This window comes from Bradyrhizobium sp. Ken01 (assembly GCF_055807355.1).
Genome location: NZ_JBVVPC010000018.1, coordinates 103,260 through 129,139 on the forward strand (window position 1 = coordinate 103,260; position 25,880 = coordinate 129,139).

A 25,880-nucleotide genomic window follows, 5' to 3' on the forward strand; every position below is an offset into this window, starting at 1 on the left:
CCCTCCACTTGCCCGGAGCTCGAACGAGCTTCGGGCCTTTTTCGATCCTATGAGCAGGCTGGCGAGCATATTTTGTCGAGGTAATCGCGGAGCGCAAGCCTCAGGCCTGCTTTTTCGGGAAGCTTACGCATCGCATCCATCGGCACGCCACACGTCCTGCGGCGTGGTGGCGACTGCATGCTACGAAGACCGCAAGTTCGGCATTCGGTCGGCCATACGGTCGGGGACGGCGAAGAGGCAATGCCCCGACCTCATCCTCGTGAAGCCGCGCTTCGAGGTGCACAAGGCGGTCGCCGCGAAGCCCGCGAGCGCGCGCATCTTAAGCCAAAGCCGCACAATTTCCCCGCGCCGACCCTAACGGCCATCTGGCGCGCCGGTCGGCGACTCGTGCCAGTGGTGGCGCCCTTGCGCTGCAAAGAGCCCGGCCTGAGGCTATTTCGTCGTAACGCGTACCGGCAGCGAGCTGAGTGCCCGCAATCCACTGCTGTCGCGGTATACCGGCTCGCCCGTTATCTCGATTGATGCGACGCTCGCCGCCAAGGCGGCCAGCACGGCTTCGCCTTCGAGCCGCGCGACCATCTGCCCCACGCAGCCGTGGATCCCGGTGCCGAAGCCGATATGTCCCGAAACGCGCCGGGTGATGTCGAACTGCTCAGGCCGTTCCCACCGCGTTTCGTCGCGATTTGCCGAACCGATCAGGAGCAACACTTTCTCGTGCTTGCCGATCGGCACGCCAGCGATTTCGGTTTCATGCGGTGTGGTCCGGAACACGTAAGGTGCGGCGGAATCATAGCGCAGGCTCTCATCGAACGCCGCGCGCGCCAGCGAAGGATTGGCAGCCAATATGGCCCACTGCTCCGCATGACGGGCCAAACTAAAGAGGGCCATGCCTGTTGCACTGATTGTCGTATCCAGTCCCGCCGAGAGAAAGGACCGGACGAGCAGAGGTGCTTCGTCATGGGTAATTTCGCCGCTATCGGCAGCCTCGTAGACCTGCGCGCCAAAACTGCCCGGAGTCAAGGCGTCCCGTTGGCATTTTGCAGCAACCCAAGGCAAAACCTCAGGTGCCTTGGCCATCAGACTTCGAAAATAATCGTTCTCCGGCCCCATGCCGGCAAACACCATTGCGCCGTAGGTCAGAAAATTTTCGCGGCCCTCAGTGTCGATGCCCAGGGCGTCCGGAAATACAGTCACCGGAAATATTTCGGCAAGATCGCGGATTGCGTCGAACGATCTCTTTTCGACCAGTTCATCGACCAGCGCGGCGGCCTTGGCCTTGAAGCCATTCTCGAGGCCTCGCATTGCACCAGGTGACATGATCCGCGCTAGCACCTTTCGGGTGCGTGTATGTAGCGGTGGGTCAGCTTCAAGGACAATGCTCGGCGCACGCCACGGCTTCTCCTTGAAATAATTTGCGATGCCGGCACCACCGGCATTGCTGAAGTTCACCTGGTCGGCAAAGACCGCCTTGATCTCGGCAAAACGCGGCACGGCGAAGATGCCGTACTTCTCTAGCCGGATGACGGGTGCCTTCGCACGAAGCGCGGCGTAGGCCGGATAGGGGTCGATGCGAGTGTCCCAGTCGAACGGATCAAAATCGCTGCAGGCATACTCGCGTGCCGACGTTGCCACTGCTTTCCTCCATTTGGTCGCCTCAAGTTAATTGACTACAGTCATTTATCACTGGAGTTGGCAAGCTACGAGTTGAATGGCGTTAATTACTCGTGATTCCAGCCATGTAGCGGCAGGACACACCGGGCGGAGATTGGGATGTCGACCGAGAGATCAGGAAACTCTAAAGGGATGCGGCGCTTTCAGAAGCGCGCGCGCCAAGAAGCTGACAAGCGGGCGTTGCAGGCTCGAATCCTTGAGACAGCGCAAAAGGAGTTCGCGAGCGGCACACTCGAAACCGTTTCGATCCAGAAGATCGCCGATGCGCTCGGTTACTCGAAGGGCACGGTTCTCAAATACTTTCCCACCAAGATCCTGCTGCTGCTGGCAGTGAAGGAGCGGAATCTCGAGGAAATGGCGGATCGGCTCGAACAAGTCCGCGCGCTCCATTCCAACGGCGAGGCCCGGCTGCGGCGCGTCATGGAGGGCTATATCGATTATTGGGTCGACAACCCCGATCATTTTCGATCGCTCTATTCGATGGCCGGCACGGTCGAGGACAGGCGTTTTCCCGATGGGGTTTATTTCGGTGAAACTGAGATCGTACGAAAGGGATACGGGCTCTTTGTGACTTCGATCGCGGAGTATCTTTCCGAATTGGGGGTGGAGGCGAGGCCGGGGCTGACGGAGCGTCTAGCGGCCGCCCTGCTATCGGCGGCGCATGGGGTGATCTCGCTGCCACTGGGAACTCCAACGATGAAATGGCCAGATATTCGTGGCAACGGACGATTGGTCCTCGGCAGTCTCATCGACGCTTGGTCGGCGAAGATTAAAGCCGCTCGGCGCACACAGACCTGGCCGAGAGTTACCATCGGTGATTTTCTTTAGTTCGGCAGCGCCGGCTTGATTGCAGCCGACCTATCCTCGCAGCCAAGAAATGGGCTGTCGTGCGAAAGGATGCGCTGAGCGTACCGAAACGAAGACGGACACCTACGCGACAGAATTGCTGGAAAACGAGATGCCGCTCCAAAGCCGGTTCGGCTTCTTGGAGTGTCGTTGTCCTCGCCCACGGTGAGGGGCAGGCTGAGCCGCAACTCGGCCTGAAGGGGCTGGGCGACGAGAATGCCAGGCTTAAGAAGCTGCTCGTCGAGGCGATGCTCGACAAACACCATGCTGACTCGAGGCTTCTCAACGTAGGTCATTTCGGCTTTCCGACCGAGGTAAGACCAGAGAAGCTAGTTTTTCACAAAGGCCGCGGATCGTCCTATTCTACGACTTATGTATGATAATGGCGATGAACTGAATGTTATCATCGAAGAGCTTTTCCGGACCATGAGTGACATTGTCCGGAATTGTTAATGCATCGCCGGGTTGAAGGAGTATGCGGTCATCTTCGTATCTATATTGAACCGTGCCATTCAGCATATAGATGAACTCCGTCCCGCGATGCCGAAAGCGCGGATATCTTTGGCTCCTATTCACATTAACGAGGAAAGATTCGAAGTCCTTCCCAGATCCTTTGATTTGCGAAAGTGAATGGAAGGTGTGCCCGTACTTAGTACCCGCGCGCATGACCTCCTTTCGAGCAGAGGCCTTGATGAACTCGGGCTCGCGTTTCGCTTGCTCGATCGCATTTAGAAATAGCGCGAGGTCGACGCCGAATGTCACGCATAAGCGCTCGAGCTGCGCTAGGCTAGCGGTCGATTTGCCGGTCTCAAAACGACTGAGCATCGAAGACGAGATATCGGCAGCCGACGCAACATTGGCAAGCGTAAGCCCCTGCTCGCGTCTAACGCGACGAATGGTAGCGCCTATTCTCTGATCGATGGGCACTTTCGTGGCCCCGGCCGCGTCGTTCAGAAGCTGCCGGTCCACTCGTTCATTCTTTTGGTTACTTGGGCGCTTGCGATCCGCTCGATCGACCTTGCGCAATTCAGCATTCCTCTCCTGTAAGATGGCGCGTTTAGACGCTCTTCGAGTACCGTGGCTCGATCGATGAAGAGGATGGAGCGTTACTGCTGAGCCACAATCGCCTAGCACTCGAACAGCTCAGGAATTGTCACGATTAGCTTAGGACTTCGCCATCACGTTACCCACTGCCAGCCTGGCTAGACGCTGTCTGCGCGCGAGAAACTCCGATAGTGTGGTTGACGAATGCAAGCAGCGGAATGCGGCGGCATTTTCGACTCAGTCGCTGGCGCTTTGATGCGTCGCACTCAACGGCAGCGTGGCAGGACTTTGCCTGCGCCATCCGGCCGCCAATTCCGAGTACGTCATCCCATCGATTGCCAGAGAGTGCCAAGGCATTTTGAGGCCGGAATTTCGATAGTTGGAATCTCACGTTCTGGCCCTCGACATCGATTCAATTAGCGAGTCGATTTGGCGCTTGGTCGTGCCAGGAGTGACGACCAGGTGGCTAACATCTGCAGTCGCAATTTGCCATTTGCTCTTGATGCCTTCTCCGACTGGCGGAAAGACGACCGTGAGCGCATGGGGATTACGCCACGCGGCGATCCCGATTGCACGAAGCTTATCTGCTGCGTAGCCCGCTAGCTGCTCACATTGGCCGAACGTGTCTCTAATTCCCTCGACACCCAGAGTATGGATGGCATACCAAAGAGTAATCGGCGTGTACGCATTGCGCGATCCGCTCAAGGTTGTATCCGAACTGCCGATGTAATCGACCCGTCCCATGACACGCTGGACATGTTGCTTCCGCGAGATTACGACCCCACACGGCATCGGCGCTCCCAGAAACTTGTGTCCGCTGAGTGTGATCGAGTCCGCTCCATCTTCAAAGTCGAATGCCGGCTTCGAGTCCAGGAACGGCGCGTACGGTCCGCACAGTGCCGCGTCCGAGTGGATATAGATCTGGGTGATGCCCTCATGATGGAGGACGCTGCGGATTTTACAGATGTCATCTTTGCCTTCCTTCATCGTGGTGCCGATGTTCGCAACGACGATGGCAGGGCGAGATCGGTATTGTGCCGCCTGCTCTCCTAGATCTTCATAACTGATTTCTCCACTGGACTGCGCGGCCACGACCCGATGCTCCAGCCCAAGCAGTCGAACGCCTTTGCTGACACTGTAGTGCGTATCTCGCGAGTAGTAGACGATAGCGCCTGGATACAGCTCGCGGCCAAGATACAGTCCGTAGATGTTCCCCTCGGTACCTCCATTGGTTATATAGCCCCAAAACTCGCACGAGGGTGCCCGAAAAAGCCGAGCAAAGAAGTTGACGACTTCGCATTCGAGCTCATGGGAATTGACCCGGTAAGTTCCCGGCTCGAAAGGGTCTCCAAGATTGTTGCCCGTCAACTTCATGAAACGCCACAGCTGTTCATAGTTGAAGCCCTTAGCAAATGGATAGCCGAGGAATGATTCGTTTGCCCTTTTCATTGACTGGAACAGATCATCAAGTCGCTTTGCGGCGTTTAAGTCGCGCATGAATGTCTCTTCTGATTCTCGCCGGGGACCATGCGTCAGCTATTCTGGTCCACCGCCGGTCCAACCGTACGCACCTAGTTCGCAGTCACTTCGGATAACGCACCATCGGGAAGAACGATGGCGAACTGCCGATCTGAACCTCTCCGAGAACTTCCCACCCCAGGCGCTGATACAATCTCGCCGACTCGGAGCTGGTGGCCTCAGTGAAAGCGAGTCCTTTCGCCTCGTCCAAGATCCCGAGGCCGTATCGATAAAGACGTTCCCCGAGTCCGGAGCGCTGATGGATGGGATCGATACCCAGCATCGTAAAGTACCAACAGGCTTTCTGGGGGTGATATTTGCCGAACTGATCGAAAACGTCTTCGGTTTCGGCTCGTCTGAAGTCAGGAACGCTACCAAGTAGAAACTTGATCAACCGCGCATCGTCCCGGTGCACTTCGTCGGTTAGCCAGAGCAGCGCGCCTTTATCGCCGTTGTTGAACCACGCGCCGCTTCGATCCGTATAGGGATCACCAGAGTAGTACTCGAGGAATTTGCCGAAATTCCGCAAGTAGCGGTCCGGCTCGGGATAAAGCCATCTCAACAATGGGCAGCTTGTGAAGGCCGTCGTAAGAACGGCACTGACCCTTGCGCGGTCCTCAGAGGAGACTAGCTTGATCGCCTCATTTTCTTTTGGGATTTGCACGATTAACGCTCCCGAAGTGTACGAACAAAGACATGGAAGGAAAGCTTCAACGGAGGGATGAGGTTCTGACCTGAGGCATTCGCGGTGCCGGACATCCTCATTCCATCGCTAGCAGCTCGTAGCTCAGCGGTGGGTCGGCGACATGTTGGCCATCAGGGTTGTGCAGGATTTAGGCCAGTCGGAATTCGGCGGTGTTCCCGCTTTCTGTAAAGCCTGCCGTCGTGTTCGCGACAAGGTTGCCGAATTATCGACACGACACGCTTCGATCTTCGCAAGCAAGCAGTTATGCAGTTCAATGATCAGCGAGTCTGAGGCGCGAATGTGCAAAGAGTCTTCCAAGCACGGCAATTCAAGCGTCCTCGCGCGTTCTGTGAGTTTCAAATATCGGCGTGGGCGATGATTTCGAGAGGTGCTGAAGCAAGCGCTGGCATCTGCGAGGAATTCAAAACATTTGTTTTCACACCAGAATGAGGCCGACGGTCCTTCTTCGATGCGACATTTCTCACAATCCACCGATAGGTGGATATCATGCATCGCAGCAAATCCATAATGTTGCGGCAACATTCACTGCGCTCGGACATGGGCCGTTGCGCGTCCGTTCGCCGACACCGGCCTTCCATGACCAACAGATCACGCCCTCGCATCCTGCTGATCGGCACCGGCGACACTACGTCGGACGAGCTCCTGTTCATGCAGCGCTGCATTGCGGACGCCGGCGGCGAGACCGTCTTGATGGACGTCAGCGTGCTCGGCGATCCCCCTTACAAGGCAGCGCACGACAAGCACGCGGTGGCCGCCGCCGCCGACACGACGATCGCCGCCGTGATCGCGAGCGGCGACGAGAATTCGTCGATGACGTTGATGGCGCGCAGCGCCGCCCGGCTGACGCGGCAACACTGCGACCAGGGCCGGATCGACGCCATGATCGCGATCGGCGGCACCATGGGCACCGACCTCGCGCTCGACGTCGCGCTCGCCCTGCCGCTCGGCTTTCCAAAGCTGATCGTGTCGACCATCGCCTTTTCTCATCTGATTCCCCCCGAGCGCATCGCCGCCGATCTGATGATGATCCTGTGGGCCGGCGGCCTCTACGGCCTCAACGGCACCTGCACGGCGGTGCTGTCGCAGGCCTGCGGCGCGATCGTCGGCGCGGCCCGCGGCGCCATCAGGCTGCGGCCCGAGGGCCCGATCTTAGCGCTGACCTCGCTCGGTAAGAGCTGCCTCAGCTAAATGGTCGAGCTGAAGCCGCAGCTCGAGGCTCGCGGCTACGAGGTCGTGGTGTTCCACACCACCGGCATGGGCGGCCGTGCGATGGAGTCGATCGCAGCGCAAGGCGGATTTGCCGCGGTGCTCGACCTCAGCCTTCAGGAGGTCGCCAACCAGGTGATGGGCTCGGTGGTAAACTCCGGCTCGGACCGTCTGATGAATGCCGGCCGGAACGGCATTCCGCAAATCGTCGCGCCTGGCGCCATCGACATGGTGGACTTTCCCGCCTGGCTGCCGGTGCCGACGGAACTCGCCCATCGTCCGTTCCATGCGCATAATCGCCTGCTTGCGTCCGCGACCTCCGGTGCCGTCGATCGCCGACGGAAGCCGCGCGCCGTTGCCGCGAAGCTTGCGGAGGCGAGGGCGCCAGTAGCTTTCGTCCTTCCGTTCGGCGCGTCCAGCGCTGATCCGATGCTCATCATCCGCCCCGAAGCCGGGCGCGCCATCCGGATCGCGCGAGGAGCCGGCCGCAAAGGTCGCCATTCTCTCCAACCAGCCTCGACCTCTTCTAAGGCGCGGAGTTTCGGCGCAAGCGGCCGCTGCTCGGGCATTCGAGATAATCGTCGACGCCACGCATGCCGGCATCCTGAAGCCAGACCCCACGCCTATGGCGCCGTGATGGGATCAGGACCGCGAGACGCTGTACGATCCCGAAGGCCTCAGCGCCTTCGTCACGGAAATGCTTGCTGCGATCCGCCCGCCGATCGAGCTTCACGTGATCAAGGACCACATCAATCACCCGGGCTTCGCCGAGAATTGTCCGAGCGCGAGTATTGGCGGACTCGCAGCCGGGAGGTCGGCAGCTCGTCGGCGCGGACTGGTGGGATATGCAGACCTTCGTCCGTCGCGCGCGCGGCGTGCCCTCGAGCTCGCGCCGCAGGCCTGCGTGTTCGTCGACGACCAGGAACGCAACATCAAGGGTGCGATCGCCTGCGGGCTCTCGACCGTCTGGTTCGATGTTCGACATCCCCAGAACTCTTACCGGCAGGCCCTCCACATCCTCGGCCTTGCCTTTCGACAGCGGAGCCACCCATGCCCGAAATCAACTTTCTCATCGAGAACAATGCCGCCGGATCTGGCATCCGATGGCGCATCCCAAAGACATGCAGGATCATCCGCCGCGGATCATCATGAAGGGCGAGGGCATCCACGTCACCGACATCGAAGGCAAGACCGTGCTGGACGCGGTCGGGGGGCTCTGGAATGTGACGCTCGGTTACAGCTGCGATCCGATTAAGAAGGCGATGGCCGACCAGCTCAAGGAGTTGCCCTATTATTCCGGCTTTCGCGGCGTCTCGACGGGACCTGCGATCGAGCTCGCCTATGAGCTCACCGAATGGTTCAAGCCGGAGGGCATGGTGCGCGCGTTCTTCACCTCGGGTGGATCCGATTCCGTCGAGACCGCGTTGCGGCTCGCACGGCAATATTGGAAGATCAAGGGCCAGCGCGACCGCACCAAATTCCTGGCGCTGAAGAAGGGTTATCACGGCACGCATTTCGGCGGCGCATCCGTCAACGGCAATGCCAATTTCCGCCGCAACTACGAGCCGCTGCTGTCGGGCGTCTATCACATCCCCTCGCCCTGGACTTACCGCAATCCCTTCAACGAGACCGACCCTGCGAAGCTCGCGCAGCTCCGCGCCAATGCGCTCTTCGACGAGATCGAATTCCAGGGCGCCGGCACCATCGCCGCCTTCATCATGGAGCCGCTGCTCGGTGCCGGCGGCGTCATCGTGCCGCATTTGAGTTTCTTGGGACGTGCGCGAGATCTGCGACCGCTACGGCATGCTCCTGATCTCGGACGAGGTCGTCACCGGCTTCGGCCGCACCGGGGCATGGTGCGGCGCGCGGCTCTGGAACGTCAAGCCGGGCATGATGACAATCGCCAAGGCCGTCACATCGGGCTATTTCCCGCTGGGCGCCACGATGATCGGCGATAAAATCGCCGAGGCGTTCGAGAGCGACGAGACGAGCTTCGGCTCGATCGGCCATGGCTACACGTATTCCGGCCATCCCGTCGGTTGCGCGGCCGCCATCGCCGCGCTTGCCGAAACAAAGCGGCTTAAGCTCGACACCAGGGCCGAGGCCTCCGGCGCCATCCTCAACGAGGCGCTCGCGGCTCTCAAGCAAAAGCGCGAGATCGTTGGCGACGTGCGTGGCAAGGGCTTGATGGCGGCGCTTGAGCTGGTCGCCGACCGCGGCAGCAAGAAGGCGCTCGACAAGAAGCGCGTCGGAAAGATCGCCGATTTCATCTACGATGCCGGCGTGATGGTGCGCGTCTCCGGCAGCAATATTATCCTCTCTCCGCCGTTGATTATTACGGCCGAGGACGCCAGGACGATCGCTCACGCGATCGACCACGGCCTTGCGACTGGTTGATGAAGGCAGGCGTGGCCGCTAATTCGGCCGCGCCATCAGCGCCACCACCGCGGAGCGCGTCTCCACGCCGAGCTTTTGAAAGATGTGGATGAGGTGCGTCTTCACGGTCGCCTGGCCGATCTTAAGGCACTCGCCGATCTCGCGATTGGTGCGGCCGCAGCACAACAGCCGCACCACATCCATCTCGCGGCTGGTCAGCGCGTAGCGCTGCCCGTCCTCGGACGCGGCGGCGCGGCCGACCAGGTTGAACTGGAGGTACTGGTGCATCTTCTCGGCGATGGTCACGGCGCCCTCCGGGATCCTGGCCTCCCTGTCCCATACGACGCTGATCCCGGCGACAATCTGGTCGTCGCACCGAAAGAAGAAATCGAGCATGTCGACGATGCCGCATCGGCGGATGAACGAGCGGTAGAGTGCTGTCTCGCCTGCTTGCTGGCCGGCCATCGTCTTACTCAGGCGCGCCACCGCAAGGTGACCCGCATGACTCGGATGCTGCGGGTCGAAGGCACTCATGCCGTCGAGATACTGTAGATGAAACGGCTCCGGAATGCGCGACAGGAGAAAGCGCCGGAGGTTGTAGCCCTCGTCGACTTCGTAAAACGCCGTCGCCGAGCCCTCCAGCATGGAATGGGCAAAATGCACGGCTTCGTTCGTTGCGGTGTCCGAGCGGCCCATGAGCATCAGCATGGCCAACCCTCCTCGATTCCACTCCATTCGGGACATCTGGTAGTCCCTCGCGCAGGCGACGCCGGGAGAGGCACTGCTCTTACTTAGGCAATTTCCGGGCCACCGATTTCAGTTGCCGCCGAGCCGAGGTCCGAGCCGGTCTGCTCCTCCAGCGATTGGCCGATTGACTGGACAGCGGCACCGGCACGTTCGCCGCATCCGGTTCGATCCTCGCACCAATTGCCGGCCTCGACGACCGATTGATTGCCGAACGCACAAGCCGCATCACATCGTGACGCCCTGCATTGAGACAAAACAAAATGAATTCGCATTGCGCGACGTTGCACAATGCGGGCAGCATCGATCTACTCGATCTAACCGATGCTTCAATTCGCACGCCACCTAGCGGGACCATTCCGACCGGTCCGATGGACATGCTCATCAGAGCGGAGAGCGCGACCATGGAACCTCGTTGACGTTCGACGAGCGCCTGCTCGCCTGCAGTGCCCGGGGCGGGATTGCTCGGATTCGCATCAGATGTGTCGCCCATTGCATGCCAGTTCGGGCAGCCCGATCGGCAACCAAGCCGGCGGCCGTGACGATCCGCGGCAACCGATCGGAGCCCCAGCCTTGGAGCCGCCTCCCACAGGAGCAATAAGGCGATGACCAACCGGGAGCGTCGTCCGAGGCTAGCCAATTGCGAGTTTTCGGAACGAAGCGGGCTCAGGAATGGCGCCGCTCCCCGGCGGCGGCGCGGCAGCTCCTGTTGCTTATCCGGGAATTGCCGTGCCGCTCGCGCAATATGGTGCGCTCCGCATTTCAAACACACGTACGGCTCAGCCCTTGTCCTATTCCGACATTTTGTTCTCAAGCGTACATTTATGGCGCGACAACCAGGATGAGAACGCGTCTCTCGCCTGATCGTCGCCGTCCAGACATCAGCGGCACGACGATGTTACGGAAGATGATGCCGATCGAGTGCTCGGGGCCTTCTGAAGGCTAAGCAGACAGCCGGACCGTGTGGCGAGCTCACGGTAGGGCGCTTGTGATCAGCGTCCCGGGGGCCGCCGACTTGTGCGCTCGATTGTATGGTTGGAACAGCCCGTAAACTGCGCTCTTCTGTCGCGTGAGGCACGATGATTCACGTCAAGGAGTTTGCAGCACTTCAATTTCAGCCGCCGTGCGGCCGCATGTCTAGACCCCGCTCGAAATTAATCCGGCCAACGCTTGGCATGGACGTTGCTATTGAGGGCTACGACACCAAGCGAGTGGGCGCGGCCAGATGAGCGATATCTTCCTTGGGCCATATCCGAGAGGTACAACACCGCGCCCGAGCGGATCAACCTTCTCAGCCCGATCATCGAGCTTAACGTTGAACGGCTTGCCGGTTTCGCACGCGTCTGGCCCCACCGTGTTGCTGCCCTGGACTACTGCCGCCGCGCGCTAAGCACTCATGGAGGTTGAAGTGATCACCCAACTCGGCGCATCCGTACGCAGCCAAACAACAGACGTCGATGCAATGTTGGCCGAACTGCGTTTGAACAATGATCCGCACGATGTCGAAGTCGGCGGCATGTCTTTGCACATCCTGCCCGGGGTTTTGTCACCGCGCCTAAGTCACGCACCGGACGCACTGATCTCGAAATGGCACATCGAGCCCGGCGCGGCGGTACTCGATCTTGGGTGCGGATCCGGTGTGCTGGGCCTTGCAGCACTCCGTGCCGGGGCAAGACGTCTAGTCGCTCTCGACATAAATCCGCAGGCGGTTCTCTCGACGAAGATAAACATCGAGCGATTAGGCTATGGGGATCGAGCAGAAGCCCTCGAGAGTGACACCTATGCTGCGCTACAACCTGGAGCACAATTTGATACCATTATCTTTGCCGCCCCCTATTGGAACCGCAAGGCCAATGACGATCTGGAGCGTTCGTGTTTCGATGAAGATCACAAGGTCATGGCCGCCGCGGTCGGAGGGGCGCACGTCTGGTTAAGTCCGAAGGGCGCGATGTATGTGATTTTCTCCGATCAAGGAGACGTTGGGCATGTCATGAACCTGATCGAGGAGAGCAAACTGCGCGTCAGAGACATGCATATTTTCCGACCGACCATTCCAGGCGGGCACGTCCGCATCGTTTGGAAGCTATCCGCACGATGAAAATCTATTGGCCAAGAAGCGCGCGGGACCCATCACGTCAGCGCTTGCCGGTGCAGTAGATCAGGCCAATTTGCATGTTCCCGACCGAGCTGAAATCGCTTGGCCGCGTGCAGCGAGTGCGCATCTCGATCGCGACCGTCGAGAGACATCGCAGCTCCGGTGCCGTGATCCAGACAATAGCCTCCCAGAACACACCGGTTGGCTTTACCGCGGAGTGCTAGGTGAGCATTAATCCCGCCCGGGCTCGAGCGGTTCGGCCGGACGCGTCTTGGGGAACGGGCACAATTCCTCGCCCTGACAGTGAGATCTGACGCTGTGGGCGAGATAGCGTTGCGGGCTCGATGCGCTACGCTACGACGATCGCGAACTTGTAAAACGAACTCGGCGGCAGGGGTGGACCATCGCCACGCAAGTTGAGTGTAGTTTCACGAGCGATCTCTCTGCGGTGATCAGCCGGCTAGCACTTTAAGAGTTGAAGTCATGCCTCGACATCAACGCTTCAGGGGTTGGCGGCGCTCTTTCCCCTCAGCTTTATGACGGCGCCTCGCCTGTATTCGACAAACGAGCCGCATTTTCCTGCAGTTCTTATGCCTCAATCCAGCAAGTGAGATCGTTTCATCGTCCGCGCAAAGCTAATGGCGTCGACGCAGTCACATACTTAAACTTGTCCCGGGGATTGATGATCAGGCGCTTTCTTACTGCATGGCGAAAACTGGTCTCAGACATGGTCCACCTTGCGGAGTAGCGGCCGAAGGAGATTCAGCTAAACACCAGGCAGTGCCATTGTGCAGGGCGCCTGCCGTGCGGTGGCCACTGGACGGCTGCCCGAGTCCTGCATGATTTGGCGAAGATGCTTCGCTTTCCGCGAAATCAAACCGCAATTATTCGGGACTACCGACGGCCAACTATGATTCGACACATCGTATTCTTCACCGCAAAAGATAAGGCATATATCGACAAAAGTCGAAGCCCTCTCCGTTCTCGCCAAAATCCCGTACGCACGCCGGCTTGAAGTCGCTCGCAACTGCAAGAGTGACCGGCTAAACGAAATTGACGTGATCGTCTACGGTGAGTTCGACAACGAAGGCCAGCTCGAACCCTATAAAGCGCACGAGGTTTACCAGCAATCGATCCGGCAGGTAAGCCGCTGCGAGAGCTACGTCTCGCGGGCGACTGCAGCATGTCTGCAGATGCGGAGCCAGTATGTTCGGCAGGCCCTCGCTACGGGCGTGGTTAGCTGACAGGCATATAGGGGTTTTTTGGTGATATAACGCTCGCCTTCGCCGGGCCGACTTACGATCATCCATATATCGCTGAGCGACAGAGTCATGCAGTAGCGGAACTGCAGTGGATTGAGCCCGTCACAGCCGTGCGAGGCCCCTCGCAACGGAGGCACCTCACGTTCCTGGATAGCGCATCGAGCGACGCGGTACTCGGGCAGCATTCGTATGTGACGTGCGATCCCTTCTGGGCTTATATGATTGCGGACGGGAAAGCTATTTTGCAACGGAGAGACCATTGTGGGTGATCCGAGGGTTGGCACTTCGCGCTCTGCTAGTGACAGCGCTCTGGGACAGGGCGATCATGGCTCTTGCCCATCGCAATCAAGCGACATACGGCGTGCAGTTCCATCCGGAGTCGATACTCGCATCGCAAGGGGACGCACTATTCGCAAACTACCTGCGGCTTGCAGAGCTTTCTTAAACGCGGCCGTATAGATCGGTGTCACAAATGCGGGCGGCGAGGCATCGGAGCGTTACGTTCAGGCACCGGTCATTGCCCCATCCGGGTTCACCCAATGCGAAGCCGGCGCGCCATTGTATTCGGCGCGGCGGCTTCGTTGCCCGGCCACGCGCGTGCGTTTGATCTTGATGCGGGCGTCAAGAGAGGGAGCGCTCGAGCTCATCGAGATGCGACGGCAAATCCCTGCTTCTGCGAAGCTAGCACCCTGAGGTATCTTTCGGGCAGGCTAACAATCGCATATCTCAATGACCCACCGAGCCCTGCTCACGGAGGCAGTTGCGCGAGGCGTTCACGCGAAACAATGGCAAGTGTTGAGATCATCAGCAGAGGACCACTCGCGCCCGGTAAGGCTAACAAGTGGATCACATTGCAGAAGGCGATCGCTGGGTTGAGGCTTACCTGTAGCCGCGGAGCTGCCGATGTATCGCGTAAACGGTGCCTTCGCGGCTAGGGGCTGCCACTGTCACAGGCGGCGGCCCCGCCCATGAGCGGACTAGTAAGTACGCCGTACTACTCGGGGCAGGACGGGCGGTCTCGGACAAACCGGTTGGCAAGCGCGAGCACTGCGGCTTCGTCGGTCTCGAGCGCGATCTTCTGAGCAAGCATCACGTCGCCGGCTACCAGCGCTTGTTCGAGAACGAAACACCACCCGATCTTAGGCTGCATTTTTCATCAAGCTCCAAAACTATGGTGCCCGCGCGCAAACGCGCTAGTTGCGACACCGCTACGTCTAAACAAAAACATTTGCCGCGCCGCGAGTCTGGCTAGTCCCGATAAGGCACGAACAGAGCAGCGTCTCATCTGCAGTCGGATCAAATGCCCGTACGGGTCTAAGATCACCCGCCGCCGTCCGGTTGACAGCGATAATCCGCGGCCTGTCAGCTTGTTGAAGCGCGGCTCGGCCCGGCCAGGCCCTTCAGGTCGCTTTGGTCAAAACAATGTCGGTTGTCGCCTGTATGGTCCATCACGATCTGAATACCTATGGAAGAGAACTCCGCAAGCCCTAACCCTGACGCAGAAGAACCTCGCGGGCACCTAGTGTTCCTAGTCGCGGAGAAATTTGCCGTGTTTTCCGTTGGGCGGCCCGCCTGCAATCGGCGAGGCTCCGGCGTGTCGACTTAGAGTGGGTGCGCCACCGAGCCTGGTCAGCTCACAAGGGGCGTCATGCGGATCGTGACGGGGCGACTTGCTAGCATTGGTGTGGTGATTTCACTCTGCTGTTGGCAGGCGACGGACGAAACAGAACTCGCGGCAGGTCCCGCGGCCTCACTCGGATAGCGCGCTGGTGGGGAGAGGAAGCCCGGGCCAATACTGTCCGTCCTTGGTCGGCCGAGGTCCGAATATCGCCTGACCAACTCTTATGACATCGGCACCTTCCTCGATTGCTATCTCGAAGTCGCTTGTCATCCCCATTGAAAGGAGATCAAGTCGCGTCGATGTTCTATCGCGGAGTGCGTCTCGAAGCCCCCGCAGCAACTTGAAACATTCGCGAACCTTGTCCGCCTCTCCGCTCAGGACGGCGAGAGTCATCAAGCCGCGAGGGACAAGGGCTGGATAGTCGGACAGCCGAAGAACAAAATCCTCTACCTCGTGGGGCGGCAAACCGTATTTGCTCACCTCACCCGAGGTGTTGACTTGGACGAACACGTCGAGATGCCGGCCTTCGGCGCTCAGGCGGGCCTGGAGCGCTTCGGCCAATCTCAAGGTATCCAACGCATGAAACTCGTTCGCGAACTTGACCATCGATTTCACTTTGTTCGTCTGGAGGTGACCGATGACACTCCAGTTCAACGACAGGTCGGCCAAATCGCGGACCTTGCTCTCCGCCTCTTGGACCTTGTTCTCGCCGAACTCGCAAAGGCCGAGTTCGGATGCGATACGGATAATCGCGGCGGGTACGGTCTTGCTGACAGGCAAAACACGAACTTCTGAACGCCTGCGGCGAGCCCGCATACAAGCCCGATCTATGCGCTGCTCAAGCTCATCAAGATTGGCGCGCAATAACGAGCGCGGATCGTCCGTGAATCGGACGCTATTCATTTGCGACATCGCGAATTCCTCGCTTCCACGTCCATGGTGTTTGACATGGCAAAGGCCAATGATTTCGGTAGCACATAAAGCAGAGTCGAGTCCGGCTAGTTCGTCAGAACCTCTCCCATCGACGCATAATCGAGGCCGTATCCCCCATAGGGACGATCCTAATCCCAGACAAGGTGCTCCGGATCTCGCGATCCGCCATCGCCCAACTCGCCGCTCTGGCTCAGGGAGGACAGCACGGAAACTTCTGTGCTGCTCGGGAGAGACAACTCACGCCGCTCCATTCACGAGTAAGGTTCATATTCGTTCAAATCGGGGCAGTTCTGGTCTGACGATGAGCGCCTCACCATCAACGATGCAGAAACGTGCGCTTGCCGGCAGGAACACCCACTACAATGGCGTCGAGAGCGGCCTTTATCGGTGCAGCCGTCACACGCGGACGGCAATCGAGTATCTATCCGAGAGCCGCACTTTTTTCGGACGCAACATTTTCAGAAGCGGCCAGCCCGAGGGCAAAAAGGTCAGCAGCGCGCCGATCGCCGCTCCATACTGCACCGCATCGGCCTGCGCCATCACGCTCGTGCTGCGAATTGTTGGCAGGACCTGGATGCGATCACCGAGTTTCGATAGGTTTCTCCGTGGAAAGCAGTTCGGGGATGTAGGCCGACAAAACGTGACCCGCTAGATCCACCAAGGATTTGGGCCAGCGGCGGTGTTTGACTTATAGTTCCGCCCTTTAGAGATCGAGCGTGTAGTCAGTCCGCTTTTGCGACGTCACCTGACCCGTGGCGGGCGTGTCCAGGGTCATCGCGATGTCGACTTCGCGCGTCGAGAGTGAATAGAGGCGCGGGAGATAACAAGCTTGGTCTCAATGTGGAGTGGTGGATCCGAAGGCCGCGACTGTCATCTGACTGCTGCGCGCAAGTTGGAGATGGTCGACGGTGCCGAAGATGCTGGGAGCTGAGACGGCTTGCTTCTCGAGCGAACTAGCCGCGAATTCCGCAGAAGCACCGGGCGCACACGCCATTTACTACGGTAGCCTTTGGCGACGCCGGGCTCAATCGGACCGGCCCACGTCCACACTGAGTCCGTTCAGGGACAAAACGGCGATGAGTCCGGCGCTGAGCGGCTTGAACTTTGCGCACCCAGCCCTTCATCGCTAAATCCATGTCCGACCCACATCCAGATGCTAAGGTTTGCGCTGCGTCGGCGGAACAAGGGTCGCGGAGTGCCCGATACGCTCAAATTCCGGAGGCGCAACACCCGATTGTTGCGATTGATTGAGCAAGAGATTCCTGCGCTTGTTGCCTGAGTGGACTGACCAGGCCACTGATTGAGAGTTATCTGCGCACTGAGCATTATCAATTACTTGCTGGTCGCAGGCCGTGTTTTTTCAGGCGGTAAATGGAGATTCGTCGCACGTTCACGATACTTCATTGAGCTGCGTATCGTGGGAGTGGCTGAAGCTAAAGAGCATAGCGTCGGGTGGGCATGGGCGACCTCAGCCCGCTGGCCGGGGCAAGCCGAGCGAATCGCGCAAGGTCGAGCCGTCGTACTCAGTGCGGAACAGACCTCGATGTTGCAGCTCCGGCACGAGGCCGTGGACCAGCTCCTCCAAGCCGCCTGGAAGATATGGGACCTGCAACATGAAGCCGTCGCAAGCACCCGCCTCGAACCACTCCTGCATGCGATCAGCCACCGTGCTGGGAGTGCTGGCGAAGCCGCTGGTGGTTCTCCCCGCGCCGTAGCGCTGTCCTAGCTCAGCAAGGCTCAAGCCTGAGCGCCGCGTCAGTTCGGAGGCCTCGCGATAGTGCCCTTCGACGCCGGGAACGTCGAGATTCTCAGGCAACGCCGAGATGATAGGACAAAGTCGAGAGACCGGACTGCGGATGCGACAATTCGTGGAGCTGGTCGTTTAGCGCCTTGGCCTGCTTCTCCGTGTCGCCAATGACCGGGACGATGCCGGGCAACACCTTGACTGTATCAGGGTCGCGGCCGAAACGGACCGCCCGGGCGCGCAAGTCGTTGCGAAATTCGACGGCGACATCGATGAGGCCCGGCGTCACGAAGATGATCTGGGCCCATCGCGCAGCGAAATCGCGGCCACGATCCGAAGCGCCGGCTTGGATGAAGACCGGACGTCCTTGCGGGGGCCGGCTGACATTGAGCGGGCCGCGCACATTGAACCATTTGCCGGAATGATCGATCCGGTGCACCCGCGCAGCGTCGGCGAACAGCGGCGTCTGGCGATCCCGGACCAGCGCACCATCCTCCCACGAATTCCACAGCTTGCTCACGACCTCGAGAAATTCGACGGCGTTCGTAGTGCCCCTCGCGCGAGAGCTGCTCGGTCAAATCAAAATTGCGCGCTTCCGCCTCCTGGAACTAGTTGACGATATTCCAGGCGGCGCGGCCACCGCTGAGATGATCGAGCCTCGCGAGCGCGCGCCAGCACATAGGGTTGGGCGTAGGATGTCAAATGGTCGCGCCGAGACGAGGTGCTTGATTGCACCCGTGATAATCGAGAGCACCACCAGCGGGTCGAGCCGCAGCGGGCCCAGCGCGCCATAGCGAAGCTGGCTATGCAGGCTGCCGCCCAGCGCGTCCGGGGTCGCGAGTATGTCCGCAATGAACAGAAGATCGAACCGCCCCTGCTCCAGCAGCCAGCCGATATTCTGGTAGTAAGCCGCTGACAGCAGGTCGCCACCCGCCTTCGGATGCCGCCAACCGACATGGCTGCCGGAAACCGGCCCCGCGGAGACAAAGGCGGCAAGATGCAGTTTCTTGTCAGGCATGGGGCAGCTCACTTTCCATGAGATCTCGACGGGGCCGCCGCGCTTCAGCGTGTTATAGATCGGGCAGTTGGCAGTGAATCTGTCAATCGGCGCTTTAATTGCGGTTTGTTGTCAAGCTACCATTCTTTCTCCAGTGACACGCCGGTAGCGATTGCTCCGTCGGAGCTGGTCAGGTTGCAGAGACGGAGCGATCGCGGATGGCGAGACGATTGCCTAGCGGGCTTGGCAATCGACGTCGTTCGCGGCTTCGTCGGGTTGGGTTGATGTCGTAGCTGGGGTCTTGGTCCTTTCCGAGGTCGCGAGCGCCTCATGATGATGTCCGGATCGGGGCGCCTCAACGTTTGCAGCGGAGTGCGGGCGAACCGCCACCAGCCGATTGACCGAGGTCACCACGACCATCGTCCCAGCGGGACATCGCCAGTCCGGCGGACCGGACCAGGAACTTGCGAGCAAATATCAGATTGGCTTCGGCTGGCCCCAGTCGAACGACGTGCCATCGACCCAGATGCAGTGGAGAATTACGGCGATCTTTCGGGCGATGGCGACCTTTGCCTTCTTCATACCGATCCGCTTGGCGAGCTTCATGCCCCACGCCTTTAGGGAACACCACTTTTGGGTTCGATAAAGAAGAACAGTGGCGGCCTCGAACAAGTAAGTTCGGAGAAGCCGGTCGCCCCATCGAGATATCTTTCCGTTGGTGTCGGTTTCGCCGGATTGGCTGCGCCTCGGCGTAAGGCCGAGATAGGCGCCGACCGTCGAAGCCGATCGGAAGCGCGAGGGGTCATCGATCGTGTGGCGGAACGTTAGGGTCGTCACGACACCGACCCCCGGGACCGTCATCAGGCGACGCGTCGTGTCGTCCAGCTTTGCCAACCGGCGGACCTCGTTGTCGAACTTACCTTGTTGTTGACAAACGTTCTCATGGATCGAGAGCAGCGGCGATATCACGCTGAGAAGCAAATGATCGACGCCCAAGAGTTCGCTGACCTGGTTGCGGAATTTGTTGGCCGATCGCGCGAGGGAACAGAAATCCACATTCCTTGATCAAACTGCGAACCTGGTTCTCGATGTCTCGAGCAGGAAGCACCGCCGCAACGGACAGTGATCGCCGTCACGAGAGGATGGTCCCACGGACCTTGAAGGGGCGCACGGCGAATCCCAAGGGTGAGCAGGACTCGCGGCGCGGTGCGCCGTTCTTGCCAAGAACTGCTCGCGCGGTAAGCGCGATCGTGCCGCTCACGGTGGCAGACCTGGATGTGGCGATGTGCGTGGCGACAGTAACCCGGCCGCGATCCGCAATTCGATCCAATCCGACCAGGCCGACCGCGTGGCGACAATGTGCACGAATCCCGGCACCGAACCCTTTTCGTTGTCGAGAGGGTATCGCGCAATCCGCGGCGAATAAGTGTCTTTTGGCGCTCTTTCGGGCATGGCTGATCTGTCTCTTCGAGGCGATCTATGCAGTTTGTGCCATGCCGCTGCCGTGCCCGCGCTGCCCTCTGACGATGGCGCCCCTCCGAATGATGGTCGGCGGGGTCCTTTTGAGGGCGTGGGTTTGTGCGGGGAACGGCGCGACGGCCCGCTACAAATACATTTCACTTCGCGTATCCCCGTTTATTTTGTGCGAGTTGGCACAGAAAAGCGGTGCGCGAAGTGGCGCACGTCGTCCGGAAACCGTGATTCTTTATGGGTTGGAACGCCCGGAGCCCGCACGAGGTTAGATAGATTGCTCCATCGCGGCCGCCGCTGACCGGCGCTCTCGATTGGAGGCGGGGCCCCATAAAGTTCATCGGGGACGAAGCTGGCGAGATCATCGCCCAAACATCAGATGACCATGTTGTAATCGGCGGCCACCACCGCCTCGCAGTGGCGGCCAGCCTCGGTAAAAGACTGGTCTGGCGAGATACCGGCGAACCTGTGAAGCTTGATCTCTTCTTCAAGCAGCATGGAAGCACTCCTAGACATACAGCCTGAGCCGCTCGCTGAGCGTATCGTTCTTCGGGTACATCGCGATGATCGCCATCATGGTCGCGCCGCTGGTGGCGTGATCGTTGGCGGTTGGGCCACCCTCTCAGGGAGAAGGACAGCGACATGACAGATCGCGAATTGCTGCGGGACGTGACGGCCATACAAAAAGGGAGGCCGCCTGCGTTGCCACAAGCGGCCCAAGTCTAGGGAGGAACGCCCAAGGAGGGCAACGATAGCAGGGAGCTACCGCATACCCTTAGCTAGACGATCGCGATCAGCGGCTCAATTGAACGTAAGGGGTGATGGAACGATACAAAGGTTTATGGTCCTGTCGGGCCTACTTGCTCTGCTGCTTGAGCACCCACAGCCGGTAGGCTCCATATCGCGCACCAGCCTTTGTGTGCGAGATGGTACGAAAGGAAGTTCGAAATCAGAAACCCCAAATACTCCAAATACCCTCAAAGGTCGCGGTCGCGCGGCCCTGCGGAGGTTGACACGCCCAGAGGGACCCGGACGACCCGACTGTGCGGAGGGTGGCCGCGACGGTCCGCGCAGCGTGTTATCACCTCGACTCACGATCACTATGTCCGCCCGGGGCAAAGCAGACATCCCGCCGCAAGGCCGCGATTTCCGATTTCGTTCGTTGACCCGACGCGGAAGTGGGGCCGACGCTTGAGCCTTTGTGATGCGTCGTCCTCACCTGAGCGTGCACGCGCAGGGTCAACGTGCAACCGAAAACCCATCGCGTGCAAAACGCTCAAGACGGTGCTGAATTCGGATGCGCCTTGCCGCCTGCGAACGCGCGGTAAAGGCTTGTTCGTGTGATTCCCAGAACGTCGCGCGAGCTCCGAAATGTCGTGCAGACGGACAGCATCCTCAATCGCACGACACCTGTCGGCGATGTCGCCAGTCTCGAATGCGGCATTGAGGCATTCCGCAACTTCTCGGCGGTTCAGTCTGGATCTGATGCGCGCTTTGTATCTTTCTCAGACATGGCTTTAAACAAAAGGCCGGGCAAAATGCCCGGCCCACTGTCCTGACAAAGCGTCTAGATGAAGTCAGTATCTCGCGGCGACAGGAACTGTTCCCAAGCCGCCGAAGCGATAGTTAAAGCGCACCGTGACCAAGTCCACGTCCTGCTTGACGCCGTTCCCTAAGAGGGTGACGCCACCGGGCGTGACCACGCCTGCGAAGGAGGAGTTGTCACGCCCCATCCAGAGATGGTCATATTCAACACCGACCGACCAGTTCGGTGCGAAACCATATTCCCAGCCCACGCCAAGGGCGCCGCCCCAGCGCGTGTGACTTGCCGAGGCGAGGCCGACCCCGGTGATGTTGTTGAACACGTCAAAGCGATTGTGAGTGACGGCCGCGCCGCCCTTCACGTAGAGCAGCGATGCGTTCCATGCCCAACCGAGTTGGGCCGTGAAGAGGCCAATGCCATCGGTTTTCCCTGTGGTTGAAATCAGCGGATCGATCAGGCTGACGCGCGTGTTCTTGATGTCAGCCCAATCGCCCTGTGCTTCCAGTCCGAACACAAACTGATTGGTTTGCCAGCGATACCCGATCTGTCCGCCAACAAGGCCGCCGGAGCGATCCGCGCAACCGCCTGCGACTGTCCCTGCGAGCGTAACGAAATCCACACAGCTGTGGGTTTGGCCCCAGCCGCCGTTGGCGCCGATGTAGAAACCGGTCCAGTCATAGATCGGAGCGACCACCGGCGGCGGCGCCTTAGTGTATGGGCGAGCCGCCAAATCAGCCGCCGACGCAGGGGCGGATAGAGCTACGGCCATCATCCCGGCTGCGACAATCAGAAGCTTTTTCATTACGAGAAATCTCCCCAGAAGAAGTTCAAAAAAGGCACGAAGCCCACCTAGGGAATCAATGCTATCCCGTTCGCCTGCAGGTTGATGTAGCCAAGCCGCAACACCCGGCTCAGATGTTTCGTTGCAATCCTTATTTCTAATAAGAATTGCCGGGAACCAAATGCCCGCCAACGTGCATTAAATCGCGAGCGGGGGCTCTGGTCGACCGTTGGACTGCAGTATGGGAGCCCTCGCGCGAACCGGCGTCACAAACTTGTGGCATGACCATTGCATAATTCAGGACAACTGGGATTTCAGCGCTCAGTTAGAGAATAAGCGCTGCCGGGACGCTTATTTCGAGCCCGGCGACGCTTCACTTCCTTTCCCTTGCGCCACCGCTACGGCGCATATTGTTTCGACAGAGGGGGTATTGGCGCATGGCATACGACACGGCAACGGTACATTTGCTCCGCGACGTTCTAGACGAGGTTCTTTCCAGTCCGTCATTCACTCGTCAGCAGCAGCGATCTGCTCTGGAAGTTGCCGAGCGCGTTCTCTTGCTCGCTTCCCAAGGCGAGCGTGAACCGATCAGGATCAAGCGACACCTGCTAAATGAGTTTTTGGCATCCGCTGCCGGCGAAGCCAACCGGGTCGCCCCTTCGCCTGATCGACGGTGAGCCTGCATGGCGAGCAAGTGCCGCTGGTAATGCCCTGCGGGTTCGATCGTGTCTACCATGTCACCACTGCCGCTCATCGGAGCATTCCCTGCCCATTGGCATGTCGCCTTGTGTTGTGCACAAAGCGGACTTGCTGAAGGCCAGCCCGAATGTCCGCTTCTGTGAAGGGTTTCGGATGCCGGCCCCATGACGGTGTTGCCGCGCACACGGGGGCCGGCGTCCGAAAGCCTCCAAAGGAGGAAACCGCGCTGGGGGGACGTAGGACAATGCCGCGTGATCGAGCTAGTCGCGTCGAACAACCTTCAGACGATCAGGACGATCGCCTATGGGGATTTAATGTTTGGCGGCACCTGTACTTTCAATGGCTTGGCTATAGCAAAAATACCACACCACACAATCTAAACGTGAGCTCCTCGATATTCGAAGGCCATGAGGCAAACTGATCTCTGGCGGCTGGAAAGCCCCCGGAGCTATCAGAGCCGAAACTGTTTCGAACTGCTCGTCAAGAGCATCACCGCATTTGTAACCCTGCTTACGTCGAGATTCCTGGACTGGGTCCAACGAGCGCGACGTTGCACACAATCGCGATCGAGGGTTCGAGTTGGCTCTTGTGCAATGGTTGGTGCTCCGCCACGAACTTCCAGATCAGCACGTCCTCGATCATCGGATCATCGCCAGCTACGGGCTAATTGCCCCGCTCGTCACGATGAGTTGTCGCCTATTGCTTCGCCGTGTCGCCAGCCGCGGCGTTCTACCGCGCGAGCGGTTTAGTCCTTTGGGCGGAACTCCGACATCGCAGGTCTCACGGTGAGACCTTGGCCGCGTCGTCGCCTCCGTTGTGCCCGCCATGCCAACCACAGCAATCTGTAGCGGCTTGCCTGTCCATCGTGGACGGTGACCTTGCCCCTCGGGCTTAATCCAGTTTGAAGTTCGTTCTGGCCCAAGACGAGGACCAGAGCATGAAGCGCAAGCGATTTACGGAAGAACAGATCATCGGGATTTTGAAGGAGCACGAAGCCGGGGTTCCGGTCGCCGATCTCTGCCACAAGCATGGTGTCAGCGACGCCAGCATCTACAAATGGAAGGCCCGGTTCGGCGGGATGGACGTCTCGGAGGCCAAGCGACTGCGATCGCTGGAGGACGAGAACACGAAGCTAAAGCGGCTTCTGGCAAGACGCCATGTTGGACAATGCGGCGCTGAAGGATCTCGTGGGAAAGAATGTATGACCCGCCCCGCCCGTGCAAGGTCGTTTAATGAGGACGATGCAGTCTGCACAAATGTATCCGGCCTCTTGCAAGTGGGCCGCTGTTGCGGCCAGGCCATGATGAGATCCGCGCGTGCCGTTCTCAGATAAATGGTTCGGGCTCGAAGCCCGCTTTTTTGCACAGGGTTTACGGCGCGCCGATCGACTGTTTCGTCATCACCTTCACGCACCTCGCAGTCTGGAACAAACGGGATCAGCTAAAGGCCGGATCCCGCCGTTCATAGCTTGCGCCGGGCTTGGTCATCACCACCCATGCGATCCGCGCAACTCTTGGCCGCCAAGGCGACGGTGACCTTGTTAGTGTGCATGCGTGCCTGAAGTCCATCAAGCCACGCGCCAAGGCGGTATCGCGAGCGATCAAGATGAGTCACGCAGGAACGCGCGCCATGGATGATCATCCGGCGCAGATATCGATTGCCGCGCTTGCTTATCCCCAGCAGCTTCGTTTTGCCTCCCGTAGAATATTCTCTCGGGACAAGACCTAGCCAAGCTGCCATATCGCGGGCCTTTTTGAACTGGCGGGCAGATCCAGCTGCTGCCAAAAGCGCCGTCGCGGCCAGCGGACCAATGCCCCGGATGGTCATCAATCGACGTGCGGTATCGCTTTGAGAGGCAATTGCCTCAATCTCGCGGTTGACCTCGGCAATCCGCAGCTCCAGCTGCCGCATCTCGTCAAATGTAGATGCAAGAATGCGACGCATCGCCGAGGTTAGATCATTCGATCTGATCGGCCAAAACCCTCGGCAGATCAGCCTTGAACTTGCCGGCGCCCTGGTGAATGGCGATCCCATATTCCAGGCAAAAAGCGCGCATCTGATTGATGAGGCACGTCCGTTGCGACATCATCCGATCGCGAACACGATGCAGCGCTTGCAGGTCAATGTGCTCAGGCGACCTTAGCTCGACGAAGCGCATCGTTGGTCTCGTCACGGCTTCGGCGATCGCCGCGGCATCGATGATGTCATTTTTGTTGGACTTCACATATGGCTTCACGAATTGAGCTGGGATAATGCGAACGGTGTGCCCCATGGCGGCGATCTTGCGGGCCAACCATTGCGAGCCGGAGCAGGCCTCCATCCCCACCAAAGCCGGTCCTGCACGTTCGAAGAACTGCAAGAGCGTATCGCGCCGAAAGGTCGCCTTCTGGATCGGCATTCCGGCGGCGTCGAGCCCAACGACGTGGAAAAGGTTCTTGCCAATGTCGATCCCAAACACTGTTGCCGGCCTGGGCTTGTTCCGTGTCCTCATTGCTTCCTCCTTTCAAAAGCCAACTCAGTCTGACTGAGAGGACGGGGCGGGTCATCCCATTCTGATGTCCCCAGTCAAGCACACAGCGCACGGTTTCTCATCTCCACGAGGACTCATCGTGAAGTTCTTGTGC

The 25,880-nt window shown here is 59.3% G+C and carries 18 protein-coding genes and 7 pseudogenes; 9 read left to right on the plus strand and 16 right to left on the minus strand.

The features are described 5' to 3' along the window. Positions 1–133: 133 nt before the first annotated feature. Positions 134–295, plus strand: a pseudogene (locus AC0L3S_RS18905) (Y-family DNA polymerase); the annotation flags it as partial. A gap of 137 nt (positions 296–432) precedes the next feature. Here the strand turns inward: AC0L3S_RS18905 and AC0L3S_RS18910 are convergent. Next, entirely contained in the window at positions 433–1,632 is a 1,200-nt protein-coding gene (locus tag AC0L3S_RS18910; RefSeq protein ID WP_259219229.1) for a cytochrome P450, read from the minus strand. Between the two features lie 138 nt (positions 1,633–1,770). On the opposite strand from AC0L3S_RS18910, the gene AC0L3S_RS18915 reads away from it, so the two are divergent. After that, a complete protein-coding gene (locus tag AC0L3S_RS18915; protein WP_259219228.1) occupies positions 1,771–2,499 on the plus strand; it encodes a TetR/AcrR family transcriptional regulator in 729 nt (242 codons plus the stop codon). On the opposite strand, the gene AC0L3S_RS18920 is transcribed toward AC0L3S_RS18915, so the two are convergent. The 4 genes from AC0L3S_RS18920 to AC0L3S_RS18935 form a co-directional block, all read right to left on the minus strand. Next, a complete protein-coding gene (locus AC0L3S_RS18920) occupies positions 2,496–2,813 on the minus strand; it encodes a hypothetical protein (RefSeq protein ID WP_259219227.1) in 318 nt (105 codons plus the stop codon). The genes AC0L3S_RS18915 and AC0L3S_RS18920 overlap by 4 nt on opposite strands. Before the next feature lie 67 nt (positions 2,814–2,880). Next, positions 2,881–3,543 carry a helix-turn-helix domain-containing protein gene (locus AC0L3S_RS18925; protein ID WP_456652750.1) on the minus strand — a complete coding sequence of 221 codons (663 nt, stop codon included), beginning with the start codon at positions 3,541–3,543 and terminating at the stop codon, positions 2,881–2,883. Positions 3,544–3,948: 405 nt separating this feature from the next. Beyond that, complete coding sequence (locus AC0L3S_RS18930; protein WP_259219225.1) at positions 3,949–5,058, minus strand: histidine decarboxylase; 1,110 nt, start codon at positions 5,056–5,058, stop codon at positions 3,949–3,951. 85 nt (positions 5,059–5,143) lie between these two features. Further along, positions 5,144–5,743, minus strand: coding sequence for a GNAT family N-acetyltransferase (locus AC0L3S_RS18935; protein ID WP_259219223.1), 600 nt, complete (start codon positions 5,741–5,743; stop codon positions 5,144–5,146). Positions 5,744–6,361: 618 nt separating this feature from the next. Here AC0L3S_RS18935 and AC0L3S_RS18940 point away from each other — a divergent pair. The 3 pseudogenes from AC0L3S_RS18940 to AC0L3S_RS18950 all read left to right on the plus strand — a co-directional run. Continuing rightward, positions 6,362–7,402: pseudogene (locus AC0L3S_RS18940) on the plus strand (Tm-1-like ATP-binding domain-containing protein); the annotation flags it as partial. 286 nt (positions 7,403–7,688) lie between these two features. Continuing rightward, positions 7,689–7,913: pseudogene (locus AC0L3S_RS18945) on the plus strand (hypothetical protein); the annotation flags it as partial. Between the two features lie 128 nt (positions 7,914–8,041). Next, positions 8,042–9,388 (plus strand): annotated as a pseudogene (locus AC0L3S_RS18950) (aminotransferase class III-fold pyridoxal phosphate-dependent enzyme). 18 nt (positions 9,389–9,406) lie between these two features. On the opposite strand, the gene AC0L3S_RS18955 reads toward AC0L3S_RS18950, so the two are convergent. After that, entirely contained in the window at positions 9,407–10,075 is a 669-nt protein-coding gene (locus AC0L3S_RS18955; protein ID WP_259219221.1) for a helix-turn-helix transcriptional regulator, read from the minus strand. Between the two features lie 1,444 nt (positions 10,076–11,519). Between AC0L3S_RS18955 and AC0L3S_RS18960 the strand changes: the two genes are divergently transcribed. The 3 genes from AC0L3S_RS18960 (at position 11,520) to AC0L3S_RS18970 (ending at position 13,913) form a co-directional block, all read left to right on the plus strand. Beyond that, the gene (locus AC0L3S_RS18960; protein ID WP_259219220.1) at positions 11,520–12,209 is read left to right on the plus strand and encodes a methyltransferase; all 690 of its coding nucleotides are present in this window, start codon (positions 11,520–11,522) and stop codon (positions 12,207–12,209) included. Positions 12,210–13,198: 989 nt separating this feature from the next. Beyond that, on the plus strand, positions 13,199–13,450 hold the full coding sequence (locus tag AC0L3S_RS18965; RefSeq protein WP_259219370.1) for a Dabb family protein: 252 nt from the start codon (positions 13,199–13,201) through the stop codon (positions 13,448–13,450). 343 nt (positions 13,451–13,793) lie between these two features. Continuing rightward, positions 13,794–13,913: a glutamine amidotransferase-related protein gene (locus AC0L3S_RS18970; RefSeq protein ID WP_310473295.1), complete on the plus strand. Its 120-nt coding sequence runs from the start codon at positions 13,794–13,796 to the stop codon at positions 13,911–13,913. A 549-nt stretch (positions 13,914–14,462) separates the two neighbouring features. On the opposite strand, the gene AC0L3S_RS18975 is transcribed toward AC0L3S_RS18970, so the two are convergent. The 9 genes and pseudogenes from AC0L3S_RS18975 to AC0L3S_RS19015 all read right to left on the minus strand — a co-directional run bounded on the left by AC0L3S_RS18975 (position 14,463) and on the right by AC0L3S_RS19015 (position 22,578). Next, the gene (locus AC0L3S_RS18975) at positions 14,463–14,618 is read right to left on the minus strand and encodes a hypothetical protein (protein ID WP_259219376.1); all 156 of its coding nucleotides are present in this window, start codon (positions 14,616–14,618) and stop codon (positions 14,463–14,465) included. 600 nt (positions 14,619–15,218) lie between these two features. Further along, positions 15,219–16,001, minus strand: a complete 783-nt coding sequence (locus AC0L3S_RS18980) for a YggS family pyridoxal phosphate-dependent enzyme (RefSeq protein WP_259219219.1) — start codon at positions 15,999–16,001, stop codon at positions 15,219–15,221. Positions 16,002–16,418: 417 nt separating this feature from the next. Beyond that, positions 16,419–16,562, minus strand: coding sequence for a hypothetical protein (locus AC0L3S_RS18985; RefSeq protein ID WP_219685556.1), 144 nt, complete (start codon positions 16,560–16,562; stop codon positions 16,419–16,421). Between the two features lie 928 nt (positions 16,563–17,490). Further along, entirely contained in the window at positions 17,491–17,838 is a 348-nt protein-coding gene (locus tag AC0L3S_RS18990; protein ID WP_259219218.1) for an LLM class oxidoreductase, read from the minus strand. Further along, positions 17,831–18,286 carry an LLM class flavin-dependent oxidoreductase gene (locus tag AC0L3S_RS18995; RefSeq protein WP_259219217.1) on the minus strand — a complete coding sequence of 152 codons (456 nt, stop codon included), beginning with the start codon at positions 18,284–18,286 and terminating at the stop codon, positions 17,831–17,833. Before AC0L3S_RS18995 ends, AC0L3S_RS18990 begins: the two co-directional genes overlap by 8 nt. A gap of 54 nt (positions 18,287–18,340) precedes the next feature. Further along, complete coding sequence (locus tag AC0L3S_RS19000) at positions 18,341–18,784, minus strand: LLM class oxidoreductase (protein WP_259219216.1); 444 nt, start codon at positions 18,782–18,784, stop codon at positions 18,341–18,343. Positions 18,785–19,240: 456 nt separating this feature from the next. After that, positions 19,241–19,633, minus strand: a pseudogene (locus AC0L3S_RS19005) (transposase); the annotation flags it as partial. Between the two features lie 975 nt (positions 19,634–20,608). Next, the gene (locus tag AC0L3S_RS19010) at positions 20,609–20,731 is read right to left on the minus strand and encodes a hypothetical protein (RefSeq protein WP_259219214.1); all 123 of its coding nucleotides are present in this window, start codon (positions 20,729–20,731) and stop codon (positions 20,609–20,611) included. Between the two features lie 1,079 nt (positions 20,732–21,810). Beyond that, entirely contained in the window at positions 21,811–22,578 is a 768-nt protein-coding gene (locus tag AC0L3S_RS19015; protein ID WP_219685555.1) for an outer membrane protein, read from the minus strand. A 1,615-nt stretch (positions 22,579–24,193) separates the two neighbouring features. Here AC0L3S_RS19015 and AC0L3S_RS19020 point away from each other — a divergent pair. Then, positions 24,194–24,458: pseudogene (locus AC0L3S_RS19020) on the plus strand (transposase); the annotation flags it as partial. Positions 24,459–24,692: 234 nt separating this feature from the next. Here the strand turns inward: AC0L3S_RS19020 and AC0L3S_RS19025 are convergent. After that, a pseudogene (locus AC0L3S_RS19025) lies at positions 24,693–25,747 on the minus strand (IS110 family RNA-guided transposase). Positions 25,748–25,880 lie beyond the last annotated feature (133 nt).

Coding starts and splice junctions, on each gene's coding strand:
- AC0L3S_RS19015 (WP_219685555.1), bottom strand. CDS start 22,578: ATGAAAAAGCTTCTGATTGTCGCAGCCGGGATGATGGCCGTAGCTCTA.
- AC0L3S_RS19000 (WP_259219216.1), bottom strand. CDS start 18,784: ATGCCTGACAAGAAACTGCATCTTGCCGCCTTTGTCTCCGCGGGGCCG.
- AC0L3S_RS18920 (WP_259219227.1), bottom strand. CDS start 2,813: ATGACCTACGTTGAGAAGCCTCGAGTCAGCATGGTGTTTGTCGAGCAT.
- AC0L3S_RS18915 (WP_259219228.1), top strand. CDS start 1,771: ATGTCGACCGAGAGATCAGGAAACTCTAAAGGGATGCGGCGCTTTCAG.
- AC0L3S_RS18980 (WP_259219219.1), bottom strand. CDS start 16,001: ATGTCGCAAATGAATAGCGTCCGATTCACGGACGATCCGCGCTCGTTA.
- AC0L3S_RS18975 (WP_259219376.1), bottom strand. CDS start 14,618: ATGCAGCCTAAGATCGGGTGGTGTTTCGTTCTCGAACAAGCGCTGGTA.
- AC0L3S_RS18955 (WP_259219221.1), bottom strand. CDS start 10,075: ATGCTGATGCTCATGGGCCGCTCGGACACCGCAACGAACGAAGCCGTG.
- AC0L3S_RS18970 (WP_310473295.1), top strand. CDS start 13,794: ATGGCTCTTGCCCATCGCAATCAAGCGACATACGGCGTGCAGTTCCAT.
- AC0L3S_RS19010 (WP_259219214.1), bottom strand. CDS start 20,731: ATGCTGCTTGAAGAAGAGATCAAGCTTCACAGGTTCGCCGGTATCTCG.
- AC0L3S_RS18985 (WP_219685556.1), bottom strand. CDS start 16,562: ATGGCGCAGGCCGATGCGGTGCAGTATGGAGCGGCGATCGGCGCGCTG.
- AC0L3S_RS18930 (WP_259219225.1), bottom strand. CDS start 5,058: ATGCGCGACTTAAACGCCGCAAAGCGACTTGATGATCTGTTCCAGTCA.